We start from the raw sequence: 16616 nt of genomic DNA, 5'->3' as shown, positions 1-16616 counted from the left end.
TTATTTAGGTATACTAATAATTGGTCAATCGAAGAGATTATTATCATGCTTACATAGGAGGAACAATGAATGAAAAAATCATTACTGCTCGTGTCCCTCTCTTCTGTGCTTGTTCTTGGAACAGCATGTAACGGTGAAGAAGACGATGCCGTTATTGATGAAGGAGCAGAAGAAAACGGGGATATTGTAGAAGAGGATGCACAGGCTCCTGAGGAAGATGCCGAGGATATTGATGAGGACGAACAGGAGGAAGAAGAAGCTCCAGATCCAGATGAAGAGCTGGATGAAGAAGAAGCGGAAGAAGAAACCACTACAGCTGAAGGAATTGATGATGCCACTATTATATATGAAGACACTGACCTTGGTATCGAAGAGGAATCCGGTCCTATTTCGCTTTCCATCCAAGAAGTTCTTGTTGGAGAAAAAGACGATGAAACAATTGTAGCTGTGCTTATGGAAGCTCAAAACAATGAAGAAGACACAGTAATTTTTTATCCTAACCAAGCTTCTCTTTCCACCAATACAGGTGAAGAGGTAAATGCCGATATTTTTGATTCGGGCAGTGTAGGCGGCGAGTTTGGAGAAGACACAGTCGAAAAGGATTATGTTATTTTCTACTTAGACATGGATCCGGCCGAACTTGAAACCCTTACTCTTTCTATTGAAGGAGCAACCGACGGTCAAGCAGAAACCATTGGTGATGACCTGGAAATTGAAATTAACCTCAATGATGCAGAGGAAGAATAACGAAACAAAAGAGGTTCCTTACTATAAGGGAACCTCTTTTGTTAGTTGAGCAGCTCATGGTAACAACATCCTTGTTTACATGCCAAGAAAAATCCTCATATTAATAGTGGCTGGGCTGAATGAATGAATTCCAGCTAAAACACAGGAGGAGATGGTTTCATGTTTGGCATGGGGCGAAATAACAACCGCAAAAACAATGGCAATAATGCAGTCATGTTATCTTTAGTTAGCTTAGGAGTAGGGGCAGCGGCTTACAGCCTGGGAAGAAGCCAAAGCAATGGAAATGGAAATGGAAACAATAACATGATGGAGCCAATGCAAAAAGCCTTTGATGAAATGCGGGATTAGTCTAATTACTTCCTGTTTAAAATGAGTCTGGGACAAAACCCAGCGAGAGAGAAGAGCCCTCACATCTGTGAGAGCTCTTTTTTGTTTTCAGTATTCTATTGGTTGTTTGTTCAAAGTCCACTCCCTTGCACCTAAAGGCACAAGGGCGACATCCCCTTAAGCTTCATTTCATTCGCTTTCACGGTGTCTTCTATGCCTCTAGCATGGCTTCAGCTAACAGGGGAATATCGCCACGGTCGGATAACCAAACAGTTTTGAATCCAATAGTTGGGCCTCAGTTACTTAGGTGAGACAGTTATTGTCCTAGCCTGGTTCATTCCCCCTATTATGGCGTCTTAAGGAGAAATAATGTCTATGTTGTTAATTTTAAGCCACTTATTCATTTGAACCATATTGGCAAGGAGCTGAGGTCCTGTCATCAGCTGCCCGAACCAGGGAACGGTAAAAGAAGCACCCTTGCTGTCAGCAAGCTTTTTTAATTCGGCACGGTCCACTATTTCAAGAATTGGAGCGTGTTTATCTGCCAGTATATCTCTGACTTTTTGAGTTACCAGATTTGTATAAACTGGATGGTGTGTTTTAGGGTATGGACTTTTCTTTCGGTAAAGGACTTCATAAGGCAAAATGCCCTCCAGCGCTTTACGGAGGATTCCTTTTTCCATCCCATTTAACCTCTTCATTTCCCAAGGAATATTCCACACATATTCAACCAGCCTGTGGTCGGCAAACGGCACCCTTACCTCCAGACTTGCTGCCATACTCATGCGATCTTTTCTATCAAGCAAAGTGGTCATAAACCATATCATGTTTAAGTAAAACATTTCCCTTCTCTTTGCCTCTTCTTTTGAATCATCTTCATGAGCAGGAACTTCCTTCAATGTTTCTAGATACCGGTCATGTGAATACTCTTCTACGTTTAGTTTTTCCTGCCATTCCTTTCGCAGCAGCTTTTTTCGTTCACTCAAGGAGTCCATCCACGGAAATCCTTTTCTCTGAAGAAGGTCCTTCTTGTAAAACCAGGGATACCCTCCAAAGATTTCATCTGCACACTCTCCAGATAGTGCCACAGTCGCAGTCTTTTTTATTTCTTTTGAAAACCACAGTAAGGAAGAATCAATGTCTGCCATGCCAGGCAAGTCACGGGCCATAACTGCATCATCCAGCATATCAGCCAATGTATGAACAGGAATCACTTTGTTATGATGAATTGTCGAGTATTGTTTACTCATTAATTCAATAAACGATTTATCGCTGGCCGGTTGAAATTCATTTGCTTTAAAGTGCTTGCTGTTATCTTCATAATCGATAGAAAACGTATGAAGCTTTCCTTTCCCTTCACCAGCAAGATGTGTAGCGGCAAAAGCTGTCAAAGCACTGGAATCTATTCCCCCGGACAAAAGAGTACTTACCGGTACATCAGCAATCAGCTGTCTTTCTACAGTATCCTGAAGCAGCTGGCGTATATGAAGAGCAGTATCCCGCTCATCCTCTTTATGATCAGCGCTCTTTACATTCCAGTATCTGCTGATTCTTTTTCCCGTTCTTGAAAGACGAAGGACATGGGCAGGTCGAAGCTCTTGAACCCCTTGAAACACTCCTTTCCCAGGTGTCCGTGAAGGCCCCAGGCCGAAAATATCCAATAGCCCTTCTTCATCAAGGACAGGTTTTACCTCCCTGTGTGCCAAAATAGCTTTTATTTCTGAAGCAAAAAGAAAGCCTCCGTTTTTTTCTGCAAAAAAGAGAGGCTTTACTCCAAGCCGATCCCTTCCCAGGAAAAGCTCTTCTTTATGATGATCCCAAATGGCAAAAGCAAAAATACCGTTTACCTTTTCCACGCACTGTTCCTTCCATTCAAGAAACGCTGTTAACAGCACTTCAGTATCTGAGGAAGAAGCAAAGGTATACCCTTTTGCTAGAAGCTCTTTTCGCACCTCTTCTGTATTATAGAGTTCTCCATTATAAATGATCGTACATGTCTTCCCTGCTGCCGTTTTTGTCATTGGCTGTTTTCCCCCAGCAGGGTCCACAACAATGAGTCGTGTATGTCCAAACAAAGCATGACGGTCAGACCATATATTTTCTTCATCTGGCCCTCGCAGCCGCAGCGTCTTTATCATTTTTAGCATCTCTTCTTTTTCTTGATGCAGGTCAGAGGAAAAATGTATCCATCCTGCTATTCCACACATAAAAAAGTCCCTCCTATAAAAGCATCAATACGGCAGAGCCTATATCTCATGCTATTCAGGAGGAACGATAACGTTCCATTTCTTTTTATTTGGCAATCTCAATCAAATACCATCCGCCTTCTTTAATGATAGGGGAGACTTTCTTTACTTTGAGACCGCTTTTCTTGGCATAACTCTTTATTTCCTTTTCAGAAGGAAGAGGGTATAAATTTTCATGGGCTGACATAAAGCTGTTAAATGCTGCTGAAAAGGCTTGTCCATGCTTGGAGTTCTGTAACGGAGCCATAATGAGTAAACGTCCTTTTTTATTTAACAGCTCTTTTGCATTTTTAAATAAGTCCTGCCGCTCTTCCATTGAAAAATAGTAAAGCAGGTTATTCATCATTACAATATCTGATTTGTATTCTTTTGTATAAAAATTCTGTATATCACCTTGAATAATCTCTACATTTGTTTGCTTAGTCTGTTCCTTTGCTTCCTTTACAATTTCTTCATGAAGCTCAATTCCAGTTAATTTAAGAGCGGGATTTTTCTCATAAATACGACTTAGATAACCGCCATAGCCACAGCCCATATCCAATATAGAAGAAGCTTTATTTTTCTTGATCACTTCCATAAGTTTTGGGAAAGCTAATGCTTCTAATAACGAAGATGTCTGGGCAACGATCGGACCGTAATCCTTTTCCAGGTAGCTAACCCGCTCCTTTCCCTTCATTACATCTTTATATGACAGAAGCGTCGGTATATGCAGCTCCATCATTTCTGTTAACAGGACGCCAACTGAATAAGGACTATGTCTAGAAATATATCTTGTCATCTCTTTATGACTTTTTACTTTCCCATTACGTTTCTTTTTCAGGTGTCCAATAGCAAGGCCTACTTCCACCCATCGTTTGAGAAGAGCCTCATCAAGCTCATGTTTTCTTTGTACCTCTTGGACCTTTGCCCCTTTGGCAAAATGATCAAATAAGTCCAAACTATATCCTACATGGGCATGCCAGGTCGGGAGAAATTCTTCATTTTTTTTCATCCATTTCCTTGCTTCCAGTAATCGTTTCATTTCCTTTATCATTTCTCCACTCACCTCATATCAAGTTAATGGTACTTGTAGTACCAAGGATAATCGTCTTTGTGTGTAAAAAAATGCGGCTGCTGCTTTTGCGGGGAATATTGCTTTTTAGAGGTAAACCATGGAGGAAGACCAATAGTTCTCATGTAATCCCATGCTGAAAACTTCCACATGCCAAGCCCAGAAATATTTAGCATCTGCTTGAAATGGAGTCTGGGTATATTCTCCATGTAATATAAAGCTCTCATCCTTGTCTTCCTTGCAGTTTGGTATGGAAAAGAGTAAGCTAAGGCAGATTGATGACTAAGAAAAGATAAGTATTCTGCCCTGGGCTTCCTGATCGTTTCAAACCACGTTAAATGTTTGTGGTCCGTTTTATTTTCTTTGTACATCCAGCCAAGAAGCTCTCCTAACACATCAGCATCTTGAATAGCCAGATTCATTCCTTCCCCAGCCATTGGATGGACGCTGTGAGCTGTATCCCCTATAATCACTTTATTTTCTTCCACATAATGGGAGACGTTATGGCGCTTTGGGATCATCAGCTGAATATCCCTCCATCCAACGGAGTCTACGTAACCTTTCATTTCAGGCATGAACTGATAATAAGCCCTGTAAAAACTTTCGATTCCATCTTCTTTCATTTTTTTCAGCTGTCCTGGCTGAATCAACAGAACTGTCCTTACCTCTCCCTCAGGCAATGGAAATAAGCCGAGAAAACTATCTTTACTTGCAAAAATAACAGATTCTTTTAAGGAAGGAGGACGTGGAAAGGAAACCGTTAAAAATTGATGATTATAATCACTTTCCTTCACTTTTGTCTTCATGGAATCCCTGATTTTTGAAACCCTGCCTTCAGCTCCTACGTAGAAATCAGCCTGGCAGTACAGTTCTTTATCCTTTGTTTTAATCCTTGCTTTCCTGGCATCAGGGGTTTGGTCCTCAGTAAAATCCAGGAATGTACCAGGCCATATATAATGAAATGTTTCGTATCTTTTTAATTCTTCCAGTAAAATGGATCTCAGCTTTTCATGGGGGATCATAAAAGCCTGATTGTAAAAAGAGTCAAGTTTATCATAACGAAGCTCGCTCTCAAATATGGGAGATGGAAATCCATTTTCTTGAAGCTCCACTTCAATCGAGTGAATAACATGTAAGGGGTAGCTCTCTTTTTCCAGCAAGTCATATAAGCCCAGATCGCTGAATATTTTTATGCTTTTCGGCTGCAGCAATTCTCCTTTATAGAGCACCTTTTGCGGGTTCTGCTTAGCCTTTTCAATAAGTAAAACGTGAATGTTTTTCTTAACTAATTTTAAAGCGAGAGTCAGCCCGGCTACTCCCCCTCCTGCGATTAACACATCATACTTCATCAAATCACCTGTCCCCTATCGTTCCTTACCTACCCTCATCAAGGCAGAAATAAACTTTTAGGTATAATTAAGGCAGCTTATCGTCACCCTAGGATATATAATAAATGAAGCAGCAAAGGAGAATCTGCCTATGAATATTCAGAGAGCTCAAGAAATATCATCCTCTCCAGAAATGAAACATGTATACTATAATGATGTAGCCGTTTACATTCAAGCCGTTGACCCTGAAAATAGCACAGCGCGCATTTATGACTTGCGCGATACGGAGAATGAAATGACGGTTAATGTTGGTAACTTAATTGAAAAATAAAACAGGGTCCTCATTGCCGAGGCCCCTGTTATACATATTTATTTAAAATTTTATCAACAGAACGTCCGTAGCTTTCACCAAAGATATTTAAGTGAACAAGAAGATAATAAAGCTGATACAACGGCTTTCGATCTTCAAAGTCGGGTTCCAGCTCCTTTGATTCCTGGTACGCTCCATACACTCGAGGAGAGAATCCGCCAAATAAATCCATAAAAGCGATTTCAAACTCATAATCACCATAAAACACAGCAGGGTCTATTAAGAAGGGTTCTCCACCCGGGCCTGCTATCCAGTTTCCACCCCATAAATCACCATGCAGACGAGAAGGCTTTCTGTCAGGAGGTACTAACTCATCAACTTTCTCTAATAACTTCTGAGATTTGCTCCCTCTCTGACCTGACAGTCTTCCAAGAGACCTTGCTAAATCAAACTGCGGCTTTAATCGTTTTTCTCTTAAAAAATCTCCCCATGTCTTTTCCCATCCATTGGACTGGGGGAGCTCTCCAATAAAGTTATCTGCCTCGAGACCAAAATAAGTTCCATGATGGGAATGAAGCTGAGCCAGTCTGGTTCCCAGCATCTCCTCGGTTTTGTTTGTTGCTTCTCCTTCCACCCATTCCATTACAATAAACTTCTTTCCCCACCCTAAAACCTCAGGCACAGCTAATGTATGGGTTTCCTCAAGAAACTGAAGACCGCCAGCTTCCTGTGAAAAGAAATCCTTAGGGGCTTCTTCATGAAGCTTAACAAAAAAACGTTCACTCGTCGTTTCTACGTAATAAGCTGAACTAATACTTCCTCCTGAGACAGGCTGGACAGTTTTGATATGGTCTTCGGCGTTAATCGAGGACAAAGCAAGTTCAACACTTGTTTTCATATCCCCTCACGCTCCCGTATATGAGTAAGGAGATTTGTACAGCTACAGTCAACCATCTCATACACTTCCTCAAAATTCCCTGTAAAATATGGATCCGGAACATCTTCACCAGGAGAAGATGGATCGTAGTCTAATAAACGTGAGATTTCCCCTGTATTGCTGTGTCCGGCTAACGCTCTGATATTTCCCAGGTTTTCAGCATCCATAGCAATGATGTATTCAAACTCAGAAAGGTCTTTTTTCTTTAACTGTCTTGCTTGAAGTCCGGCCGCATCAATATTATTTTTCGTAAGTATGCCAATCGTTCCTTCATGAGGAGGGTTTCCAATATGCCAGTGCCCTGTACCGGCTGAATCTACAGTTATTTTACTGCTTAAGCCTGCTTCCTGGACTTTCTTTTTAAAGACCGCTTCAGCCATGGGAGACCGGCAAATATTCCCCAGACAGACAAACAACACATTTATCATACAGTCACCTCAATTTTCCATTCTCTCTTTATATTATATCGTTAATAAGAATTAAGAACAAAGGCTCATAAATAAAAAAATAAAACCTCCATGGTATATACCAGGGAGGCTTTCTGATTTATTAAGCAAATATTTCTTGATGGTCATTTTTTACTTGTTTAAGGATTGCTTCAACAGAAGGATACTCGTCTACCTTATATTTTTCTAATGAACATAAGGAATTATCCTTGCAGCCGTAAAATATCTGCACAACTTCTTCTGTATCGGCTTCTTTTACAGAGAAACGACCGCTTTTCTCAAAGCTTGCATCACTGTTTTCAAACTTCTCATATACCACATAGTAGTCAGCCTTTGTTTCCTCTGTAAAATATTCTTTCGTTTCCACCAAGTCATGAACGATCACGTTCTATTCACTTCCTATTCTTAATTTTTGTTTAGATAAAAAGAATTTCTGATTTCTACTATACACTTCTAGCTTAGAGCTTTGGTTACCAATTTTTGAAAACCAAGTGAAGGATTTGTGAACAACTTCGTCTGTGCTGTTACCTTTAACAACCTGCAAAGCTAAATCACTCCTCTTTTCTTCACAAAGAATAGAATATTAGAAATGAGAATAAGCCGCAATCTTTAAAGCAGTTCATAAAAACGGAATAAGCATTTCCTAGAGAGCACTGCTTAAATCATACGCGAGAGAATCACAATATAGTCCATTTACGTCAAATTTCTCTTCGTTTTAATGTAATCAGTATTTGCTTTCTCTCTTAAAGAGAGGAGGAAAGCTTCCTGTACAAACCTATTATGTATAGACATTAACCAGCAGCCCTCTTACTTCCCCCACTAAATCAAGAATATCCAGGCTTTTTTTATTTTTTTCCAGCACTGCATTTGTAAGGTCAAGAAGCTTTTGATCCACTTCTTGAACGGTTTTGTATATTTTTGTACGCCCTCTTCTGTTAAATCCGCGTTTTTCTTCAAGACGAAGACCATGTTCCACTGCTTCCTGCATAAACTCTTTTACCAGAAGTTTATACTTTCTAAGCTCCTCTACTGTTCTTGTTTCGACCAGCACATTCCCCTGGTTTTCGATTTGCTGAACAAGCTTAGTGAATCGTTCATGTGCTTTTTCATCTTTTTGCTTGTTCATGATTTCAGTAAATGAAAGAGAAGGCTCAGGTCCGGATTTTTTTTTTTCATTTTGTTGAAGTTCCGAGCGGCCAACCTTTTGTATATCGATTCTCGTCACGCCCTTTACAGTTTTTCTCATTGTACCATCGGCCACACAAGGATGGTAGGTCACATTAGCTTCCTCTTAAAACATCATAAAACTTGGGCAAATGATTTCTATTATCCTGTGAATGATAACTTTTATTGAAGTAGCTGTAACACTCCCTGGGGCAATTGATTAGCCTGTGCAAGCATGGCTGTCGCCGACTGGTTTATAATATTGTTCCTTGTGAATTCTGTCATTTCCAACGCCATATCTGCATCACGAATACGAGACTCAGAGGCCGTTAAATTTTCATGAGTGATTTGCAGGTTATTAACCGTATGCTCAAGACGGTTTTGTGTTGCTCCAAGCTTTGAGCGGGCATCAGAAATCTTGTTAATTGCTTCATCCAATGCAAAAATAGCCTGATTAGCTGCTTCCTGGCTGCGCACATCTATTTCTTCAATACCAAGCTGTACGGTGTCCATCTTTGGGATGTCGACAAGCACATGCTGATTGGTGTTGGGGCCAATCTGAAATGCAAGGGCATTATTCACAATTGTAAATGCTGTCGCTTCCTCAGCATTCGATGGTTGTAAATTACTGGAAATAGGGAATTCAAGGCCTCCGTGAGTAACTACTCCATTTCTGGATGTAAGTTCTTTGCTAAAAGCGTGCGTATGATATTCACCATCTTCGTTACCTGGTTCCCGGTAATGGAGAGAGAAGGCGGCCTCCATTTCCATAGACACTTTAACCGTACCGGACCGCTGGATAGCACCTGTATTAATCGCTAGCCCTCCGATATTTTCTGGTCCACTGCCATCCCCAACCTCTACATTTCTAATTTCTATAGATAAACCATCCGGACCAAGAATTTCAATCGTTGCACTGTTTCCTTCGTAGTTTCTTACATTTATGGTGTATTCACCTAAAGGTATATTCGCAAAGTTGTTAATTAAAGGTGTACTTTCATCAGGGATACCTTCCCCAGAGTCTTCGTCTCCACTTCCTCCATTTAATTGTCCATCTGGAGTAAGGTCATCAGCTTCTGTTTCATCCCCACCGTTTTCCTGAGACTCAACTTCAGCGTCTGTAGTTGGTTCGGGGAAATTTTGTTCGTTTACCTGATCAGATAAATTATTAGCGTCTACTTGATCTCCACCATTTACCTGAGACTCCTCTTCAGCCTCTGTAGTTGGTTCGGTAGAGGCTTCTGATTGTACCTGTTGAAAATCAATATCCCCAGCCCCTAATCCTGCACCGGGCTGGACAATGGATATTTTGGGCTCGACTTCAGCTACATTAAGCCTGTAATTGCCTGACTTCAGGTTGGCGTTGACTGCCTTAGGAAGGCTTGTTAAATTAGCCTGGTTTGCATCGTTTCCATCGATAACGTGAAAAGTAGACAATACAGCGCTGGACCCGTTTAGAAGTTTCCGTGTATTAAATTCAGTTTTCTCCGAAATAGAATCTATTTCAAGCTTCAGCTGATCTATTTCCTTTTGTATTTGGTCCCTGTCATATTCAGTGTTTGTATCATTTGCTGCCTGTACTGCCAGTTCTCTCATTCGCTGCAGCATGGAATGAACTTCCTGCATCGCTCCCTCTGATGTCTGCATTAAAGAGATTCCATCCATTGCATTTCGTTCTGCCTGCTTCAGCCCTCTGATTTGTGAGCGCATCTTTTCTGAAATAGCGAGGCCCGCTGCATCGTCTGCTGCCTTATTGATACGAAGTCCGGAAGAAAGCTTTTCAAGGCTTTTAGAAACATGCACTTGGTTTTGACTTAAATTTCGGTAGGCATTTAACGCTTGAATATTATTATTAATTTTCATGTGGATCTCCTTTTCTGTCAGCTTTCTTGCATAACATGCTGCTCGTAAATATTGGTCTTTTGGCGAATCGTTTTAAAGCGGGTCTCCGGTTTGGCTTTGATTCCCTGATTCCATGCACCAGCCAGGTTCGTCAGGATTTCGAGAGCCAATTTCAAGGGCTCAATTTGTTTTTTTAGATTCGCTTCTATCACTTGTTCTGCAAGATAATTGTACAGAGCATCAAGCTGGTCAGAAATAATTCCAGCTTCATAATTTAAACCTGCACCAAGGCGGTATAAGATGTCATTGGTTTTTTGTAAATTCCCATTAGCTTCCATATAATTTTTCATTTGTATAGCAGTTATTGCTTCATTTATATTATGGATAGCTGCTTCATAAAGAAGTGAGGTAATTTCTTGAGAAGATTTCCTATGGATAAACTCATCTGTTAAGCCTGACATTAATTCAAACACCTCCGAAAGCAGTCTTTGCTTGTATTATCGTCAGTTAATCATTTCTTTTAATAGCTGTTTTCCATTTCTTCAATAAGCAGTAATATTTCTGCTATAACCGAATAAAGCTGAGGAGGTACATTTTCCCCCAGATCCATATCCAAAAGGTTTTCTACGAGCAAAGGGTCTTCCTGCATATGTATGTTATTTTCCTTGGCCAGAGCCATAATCTGCTGGGCAACCTGTCCTTTCCCTTGTGCAACTACCCTAGGCACCAGGTACTCTTCTTCGTCATAACGAATAACCGCTGCTGTCCGGCCATTTTTTTCTTTTCTCTGTTTGTGATTGTAATAAGCAGAAACGATCATATTTTATAGTCAAATCCTTTCTCTGTAAAAACGGGCATGGGTTCGCTCTGGTCTTCTTCTTTTGTTTCTTTTTCAGTAAACGTCTTAAAATGAATGCCTGCTACACGGTAGCCTAATTCAGTCAGAGCGATCTCAGTCTTTTTAATAAATGGTTCCATACTGCTTTTTAAATTTTGTTGATCATTTTTTAATGTGACCTGCAGATTCCTTTCACTCGCCTGTACGGAGATGCCAACATCTCCTAATTTTTTTGTTTCAATTAAAAAATAAAGGCTGCAATTTTCCCAGTCTAACATCCCTCTCTCGTCCCTTGAGTTCACATAAACCTGTAAATCTTTGACCTTTCCCTTTAAGAGATAAGGAAGCGAAAAAAACATAGTTTGTATAGGGCTTCCAGGGTCTGGCTTACTTAACAGCTGTTGGCCGGTAATATGATTCACCCCTTGGGCTGCCTGCTGTTGCAGCCGGCTCCCTTCTTCTTCATTTCTCGCTACCTGCATCAGCTTGTGCTTTACATTTTCATCTCCTATAGGACTTCTGTGTCCAGCCAGGCTCTGACTAATTTCTGCTTCTCTGTTAAAACCAATACTTCTTAAATAATCAAAGACTTGACGGGCGGATCCCTCTTGTAACAAAGTAGGCCTGTAGGCATCGGCAGAAGACGCTTGTGTCTGAGTAGAGGTAAGTCGGTCTCCCTGTTCCTTTCCACTGGCAGTAAAGTGCTTCAACTTTTGCTCCGATGGATGAAATTGAAGTCTTTCGAGTAATGACTGAACCTGGCGGACAATCTGTCTTGCTTCAGAAAGCATATTTTTTTGAAGAAATTTAGAAGCTTCTGCCAGCTGACTGCTTGCTTGCAGCAGGCTTCTTTCTGTTTTCATATCCGTAAATAGCGTCATCTCACTTCTTAAGATAGTTTTGTCCAGGCTTTTTATGGTCGTTTCAAGAAGCTGCCTGGCCTGTGGAGCAGTCCTTCTTTCCTCCATTAAGTGATGGGCCTGGTCCAGTTTCTTTGTAACGTCTCTTTTGATTCCTTGAAACTCTCCTGTTAATGCGGCTAATTTCTCTGTTATTTTCGTCTCCAAGAGAAGCCTGCTTTGATTTTGGCCTAAAAGACCGGTAGTATCATTCATTCTGTGCTCAGGAGCCTGTTCTTTCATTTGCATAAGAAGAGCAGCTAACTCCTGCCTTGCTGCCATTTCCATGCCATTATCCGCTTTATTAATGGCTCGTTGAACCCCATCTGTCAATTGGGCTTGCTGCTTATCTGAAAGCTCAGGGTGATTTCCCGCCTCATGCCTGATAAAATCTGCAGCTTTTCTAAAATCAGGTTCTTTTCCAAGCTGCTTGTGAGCCTGTTGTAATACTTCCTCAATTGACCCTGCGCTCATTAGGCTTTGAAGGACTTGACCAATTCTTTGACTTCCGGCTTTTTCTAATTGAATCGCCTGATTGATGCTTCGATCAACCGCAAGTGCCAGCCTCTTGTCTCCGGGTGGTAAAATGCTCATTGCCTCGTTTCTCATACTCGTCAGGTCAGTACCTTTTTTTAGTAGCTCTGAAAACTGGCGGGTTCTGACCGACTCTCCCTCTTCGGTCTGACTAAAAGCTTGTAGTACCCGGTCTCTTCCCGTCTGATGGAGATAGTCAGCTTGTTTTAATACCTTCTCAAGCTGTTTTGCAATCGTTTCACTCATATTCGGGTGGGTAAGAAGCCGATTTCTGACTATATCTAACTTTTCTTCCACGTTTGACAGCCGTGCTGTGCTTTTTCGTACTTCCTGAATCGTTTCATTCAAGGAAGTTTGAGCGGTTGCTTGCTGATTTTGTTGACTCATCCATCTTTGTAAGGCTCGTGTCACTGCTTGTTCTTCCTGTACTGTTAATCGCTGACCCGTCTCATTGATCCTTTTGCTTGTCGCCGCAATCTGGTGTAAGGTTTCATGCAAGGGCCTTCCGTGAAGGGCTTCATGTACAGCCTGTAATTGCGGCCTTGTTACTTGTAAATGTTTACCGGCAAGAGCCTTCACAGTCTGAATCCTCTCAAGCCTGCTTCCTGCCCCCTCATCAAAAAACTGCCTGAGCGCATTGACAGTCTCTTTAGTCAGGGGCACTCCTTTATCTAAAAGCAATTGTACACTTTGCCGTACTTCTTTTGATACAGGCTGCCCGGAACCTAATCGTTTTAACACCTCATCTGCTTTTGGTCCAGCATCTCTTTGGCTTTGTCTGCCTGTTTCTTCGTGGAGAGCTTTCACGACAACTTTGCCTTGTCCTTCATCCGTTCGTGCCACTTCTACTGTGACATGATCACGCTTAGGAAGAGTTCCTTCAAATTGTACTCGTACTTCCTGTCCTTTCATGTGAACAACAGCTTCGTTATGGGAGAGTCTTTCTGTAACAACCGCGCGGTGCACCTCGCCTTTTTGAACAGAATGTGCTGCTTCTCTCTGGGCTGAGACATGAGCTCCGGAAATATGGCCTACATCCATTTTCATCACTCCGATTCAATCTTCTTATACTCTTTATCGGCATTTACTGCTGTATTCTTAACGGGTAATTATACGTATGATAAGAAGCAGGTTGCAACATAAAAAAAGAAGCTTAGTCGTAATCCTGACTATGCTTCCTTTTTTGTCCCCAATATTCAAATAAAAAATCTTTATCAAGGCTCGTCCCTTTTCGGACATCTTTCCTTTCTTCTTTTTGAGTTTTTGACTTTTTTATATTAAAAATCTCTTCCCCGAACTGACCTTTTAGCTTCTCCATTGTTTCAGAAAGCTTTGCTTGTTTTTCCTCTTCCTTATAAGTAAACAAATCCAGTTGTTTGTACGCTTCTTTTAGCGGAGTAACATCTAAAGAGGTAATGCCAAGGAGGCGTACAGGCTCTTCGTTCCAGTATTTATTGAAAAGAAAATAGGCTTCCTTAAAGATCTCCTCTTCCTCTGTAAGAGGATTCGTCAGTTGCCTGCTCCGAGTAATCGTTTTGCGATTTTTGTAACGGATCGTTATTTGGATATTTGAAGAGCAGACTTCCTTTTTCTTCATTCGTCTGGCTACAGAAGCAGACAATGACTTTAAAGTAGAAGCTATCTTCTCATCGTTTCTAGTGTCAGAAGGAAGTGTGACGGAATTCCCTATGCTTTTAAAAACATTAACTGATTCAGGGTCTACTTCACGAAGATCATGACCGTTTGCTCTTTCATGAAGCTTCCTTCCACGTACCCCAAAGACACCTTCAATCATCTGCTTATCACTGCAGGCCAAATCTCCAATGGTTTCAATGGAAAGTGATTTCATCTTTTCGGCTGTTTTTTCCCCTACTCCGTGCATTTCTCCAATGGCAAGAGGCCATAGCTTGGTATCAAGCTCTCTTTTACGTAATATTGTAATTCCCATAGGCTTTTTCATGTCGCTGGCCATTTTTGCTAAAAATTTATTGGGAGCGACGCCGATGCTGCAAGGAAGTCCCAGGTCTCTCTTCATCTTTTCCTGAAGCTCTCCGGCAATCTCTGCCCCTGCCCCGTTCCTGAATACATCTGTCATATCCATATACCCTTCATCTATAGACACAGGTTCAACGAGGGGAGAGTATTCTTCAAGCAGCCTGAACATTTCTAAAGAGGCTGCCCGGTAGCGTTGAAAGTTAGGAGGACGAATAATTAATTCTGGACACTTTCTTAATGCTTCCCATACTTGCATTGTTGTTTTTACCCCCTTAGCTCTAGCCTCATAGCTGGAGGTTACGACAATGCCTTTTCTTTCCTCTGGATTTCCTGCAATAGCGAGAGGCTTTCCTCTGAGAGAAGGATCATGCACAGCCTCAACTGAAGCATAAAAACTGTTCATGTCTATATGAAAAACCACTCTTCCTTTTCTTGCTTTCATAAGAAAACCTCCTTTCCCAAAGTTCTCATAGGTATGTATGACACCTACAATAAGAAAATATAATACGGAATTATAATAAACACATTATAATATCATATGAGTAATGAAATGAACAGGAGTGTGCATTATGGGCGAAGATCTAATCCTATCAGTCACTTATAAGGATATTTTGACACAAATTGCGAGATGTAACAGCCTTTACAAGGATCTCCACGAGAAAAAACCAACAATCCCGGAATTATCGGAAATTGTTGGTTATTCAGAAGAGTTAATTCTTGAATCGATGGAATATGGCAATGCTAAACAGCACATTCATTAAGTTACTTTTAAAAATTACCCTTCTTCTTTAACAGAGGCATTTCTTAAGAAGATACTTCTTCCACCACAGAAACCATAAGCTGGGTAATTTTATTCAATTCAGAGATTGGCATCCTTTCTTGGGGAGTATGAATGTCCAGATAGCCTACGGCAAAATTGACCGTTGGTATTCCGTATCCTGAAAAGATATTGGCATCGCTTCCCCCGCCGCTTGTCTTTAAAGACGGTGTAAGTCCTGACCTCCGCACTGCATTCATGGCCACTTGAACCACGCTGTCCCCTATATCAAACTTATAACCAGGATAGGCGTACTTTACATTTACATTTGCAGAAGCTCCCATCTCTCTTGCTGTATCTTCAAAAGCTTTTTTCATTTTTTCTACTTGGACGTCAAGTTTTTTTCTATCTAAGGAGCGTGCTTCAGCTAATATATAGGCCTTGTCAGTCACTATATTTGTTTTTTGGCCGCCTTCAAATCGACCAATATTGGCCGTCGTTTCTTCATCTATTCTCCCAAGAGGCATTTTGGCCACTGATTTTGCAGCTACGGTAATGGCTGAAATTCCTTTTTCAGGTGCCACCCCTGCATGAGCCGTCTTTCCATTCACTGTTACTTCCAATGTTGCCTGGTTGGGTGCAGAGACAATAATGTTGCCTACATCCCCTCCGCTATCCATGGCAAATCCGTACTTAGCATTAAGCATTTCAGGATTTAACGCTTTGGCTCCAATGAGACCGGATTCTTCTCCAACAGTAATCACAAACTGCAAAGGTCCATGCTCAATCTTTTGCTCCTGAATGGTCCGAATGCCTTCTAGCATAGCAGCTATCCCCGCTTTATCGTCAGCTCCCAGGATCGTCGTCCCGTCAGTGACGACATGACCATCTTCCACACTAGGCTGAATACCTTTTCCAGGGATCACTGTATCCATATGGCACGTAAAGAAAATTGGGTCCGCTCCTTCCTTATTCCCTTGCATGGTACATATTAAATTGCCGGCTTCATGCTCAGTGGTTTCGGCCGCATTGTCTTCTACCACATCAAGGCCCAGAGCTATAAATTTCCCTTTTAATATATCGCAAATCGCTCTTTCATGCTTGGTTTCTGAGTCCACTTTTACTAGTTCTAGAAATTCATTTAATAAGCGTTTTTCGTTAATCATTTACTGTGTCCTCCTAACAACAAATGCAG

Annotated in this window: 17 protein-coding genes; 4 read left to right on the top strand and 13 right to left on the bottom strand. The window is 41.2% G+C overall.

The annotated features are described in order from the left end of the window. Nucleotides 1-69 precede the first annotated feature (69 nt). Nucleotides 70-747 carry a hypothetical protein gene (locus CEF17_RS19840; RefSeq protein ID WP_157842920.1) on the top strand — a complete coding sequence of 226 codons (678 nt, stop codon included), beginning with the start codon at nucleotides 70-72 and terminating at the stop codon, nucleotides 745-747. A 159-nt stretch (nucleotides 748-906) separates the two neighbouring features. After that, nucleotides 907-1095 carry a hypothetical protein gene (locus tag CEF17_RS04335; RefSeq protein WP_100398439.1) on the top strand — a complete coding sequence of 63 codons (189 nt, stop codon included), beginning with the start codon at nucleotides 907-909 and terminating at the stop codon, nucleotides 1093-1095. Nucleotides 1096-1430: 335 nt separating this feature from the next. Here the strand turns inward: CEF17_RS04335 and asnB are convergent, their stop codons facing one another. The 3 genes from asnB to CEF17_RS04320 form a co-directional block, all read right to left on the bottom strand. After that, a complete protein-coding gene (gene asnB / locus CEF17_RS04330) occupies nucleotides 1431-3281 on the bottom strand; it encodes an asparagine synthase (glutamine-hydrolyzing) (RefSeq protein ID WP_100398438.1) in 1851 nt (616 codons plus the stop codon). Between the two features lie 85 nt (nucleotides 3282-3366). Next, nucleotides 3367-4353 (bottom strand): class I SAM-dependent methyltransferase, encoded by a 987-nt coding sequence (locus CEF17_RS04325; protein ID WP_100398437.1) that lies wholly within the window; start codon nucleotides 4351-4353, stop codon nucleotides 3367-3369. Between the two features lie 23 nt (nucleotides 4354-4376). Next, complete coding sequence (locus CEF17_RS04320) at nucleotides 4377-5720, bottom strand: FAD-dependent oxidoreductase (protein WP_100398436.1); 1344 nt, start codon at nucleotides 5718-5720, stop codon at nucleotides 4377-4379. A 130-nt stretch (nucleotides 5721-5850) separates the two neighbouring features. On the opposite strand from CEF17_RS04320, the gene CEF17_RS04315 reads away from it, so the two are divergent. Next, on the top strand, nucleotides 5851-6030 hold the full coding sequence (locus CEF17_RS04315; protein WP_100398435.1) for an H-type small acid-soluble spore protein: 180 nt from the start codon (nucleotides 5851-5853) through the stop codon (nucleotides 6028-6030). A gap of 28 nt (nucleotides 6031-6058) precedes the next feature. Here CEF17_RS04315 and CEF17_RS04310 read toward each other — a convergent pair whose 3' ends face one another. The 9 genes from CEF17_RS04310 to CEF17_RS04270 form a co-directional block, all read right to left on the bottom strand. Then, nucleotides 6059-6907 (bottom strand): fructosamine kinase family protein, encoded by an 849-nt coding sequence (locus CEF17_RS04310; protein ID WP_100398434.1) that lies wholly within the window; start codon nucleotides 6905-6907, stop codon nucleotides 6059-6061. After that, complete coding sequence (locus tag CEF17_RS04305) at nucleotides 6904-7374, bottom strand: low molecular weight protein-tyrosine-phosphatase (RefSeq protein WP_100398433.1); 471 nt, start codon at nucleotides 7372-7374, stop codon at nucleotides 6904-6906. Before CEF17_RS04305 ends, CEF17_RS04310 begins: the two co-directional genes overlap by 4 nt. Before the next feature lie 121 nt (nucleotides 7375-7495). Next, nucleotides 7496-7777, bottom strand: a complete 282-nt coding sequence (locus CEF17_RS04300; protein ID WP_100398432.1) for a hypothetical protein — start codon at nucleotides 7775-7777, stop codon at nucleotides 7496-7498. 393 nt (nucleotides 7778-8170) lie between these two features. Then, the gene (locus CEF17_RS04295; protein WP_100400787.1) at nucleotides 8171-8608 is read right to left on the bottom strand and encodes a YaaR family protein; all 438 of its coding nucleotides are present in this window, start codon (nucleotides 8606-8608) and stop codon (nucleotides 8171-8173) included. A gap of 131 nt (nucleotides 8609-8739) precedes the next feature. Continuing rightward, nucleotides 8740-10419 (bottom strand): flagellin N-terminal helical domain-containing protein, encoded by a 1680-nt coding sequence (locus CEF17_RS04290; RefSeq protein ID WP_100398431.1) that lies wholly within the window; start codon nucleotides 10417-10419, stop codon nucleotides 8740-8742. A 17-nt stretch (nucleotides 10420-10436) separates the two neighbouring features. Continuing rightward, entirely contained in the window at nucleotides 10437-10859 is a 423-nt protein-coding gene (locus CEF17_RS04285) for a flagellar export chaperone FliS (protein WP_100398430.1), read from the bottom strand. A 59-nt stretch (nucleotides 10860-10918) separates the two neighbouring features. After that, nucleotides 10919-11218, bottom strand: coding sequence for an EscU/YscU/HrcU family type III secretion system export apparatus switch protein (locus tag CEF17_RS04280; RefSeq protein ID WP_100398429.1), 300 nt, complete (start codon nucleotides 11216-11218; stop codon nucleotides 10919-10921). Beyond that, a complete protein-coding gene (locus CEF17_RS04275) occupies nucleotides 11215-13716 on the bottom strand; it encodes a hypothetical protein (RefSeq protein WP_198508879.1) in 2502 nt (833 codons plus the stop codon). The genes CEF17_RS04280 and CEF17_RS04275 overlap by 4 nt, the downstream gene beginning before the upstream one ends. Nucleotides 13717-13822: 106 nt before the next feature. After that, nucleotides 13823-15106, bottom strand: a complete 1284-nt coding sequence (locus tag CEF17_RS04270) for a DNA polymerase IV (RefSeq protein ID WP_100398427.1) — start codon at nucleotides 15104-15106, stop codon at nucleotides 13823-13825. Nucleotides 15107-15233: 127 nt separating this feature from the next. Between CEF17_RS04270 and CEF17_RS04265 the strand changes: the two genes are divergently transcribed. Beyond that, entirely contained in the window at nucleotides 15234-15425 is a 192-nt protein-coding gene (locus CEF17_RS04265; RefSeq protein ID WP_100398426.1) for a hypothetical protein, read from the top strand. A gap of 43 nt (nucleotides 15426-15468) precedes the next feature. Here the strand turns inward: CEF17_RS04265 and CEF17_RS04260 are convergent, their stop codons facing one another. Beyond that, entirely contained in the window at nucleotides 15469-16587 is a 1119-nt protein-coding gene (locus CEF17_RS04260) for a M20/M25/M40 family metallo-hydrolase (RefSeq protein ID WP_100398425.1), read from the bottom strand. Nucleotides 16588-16616 lie beyond the last annotated feature (29 nt).

The sequence above is a fragment of the Bacillus sp. FJAT-44742 genome, assembly GCF_002797315.1.
Classification (GTDB): domain Bacteria; phylum Bacillota; class Bacilli; order Bacillales; family Marinococcaceae; genus Thalassorhabdus; species Thalassorhabdus alkalitolerans.
Note: the sequence above shows the minus strand (reverse complement) of the source record. Positions and strands in the feature narration are given on the sequence as shown.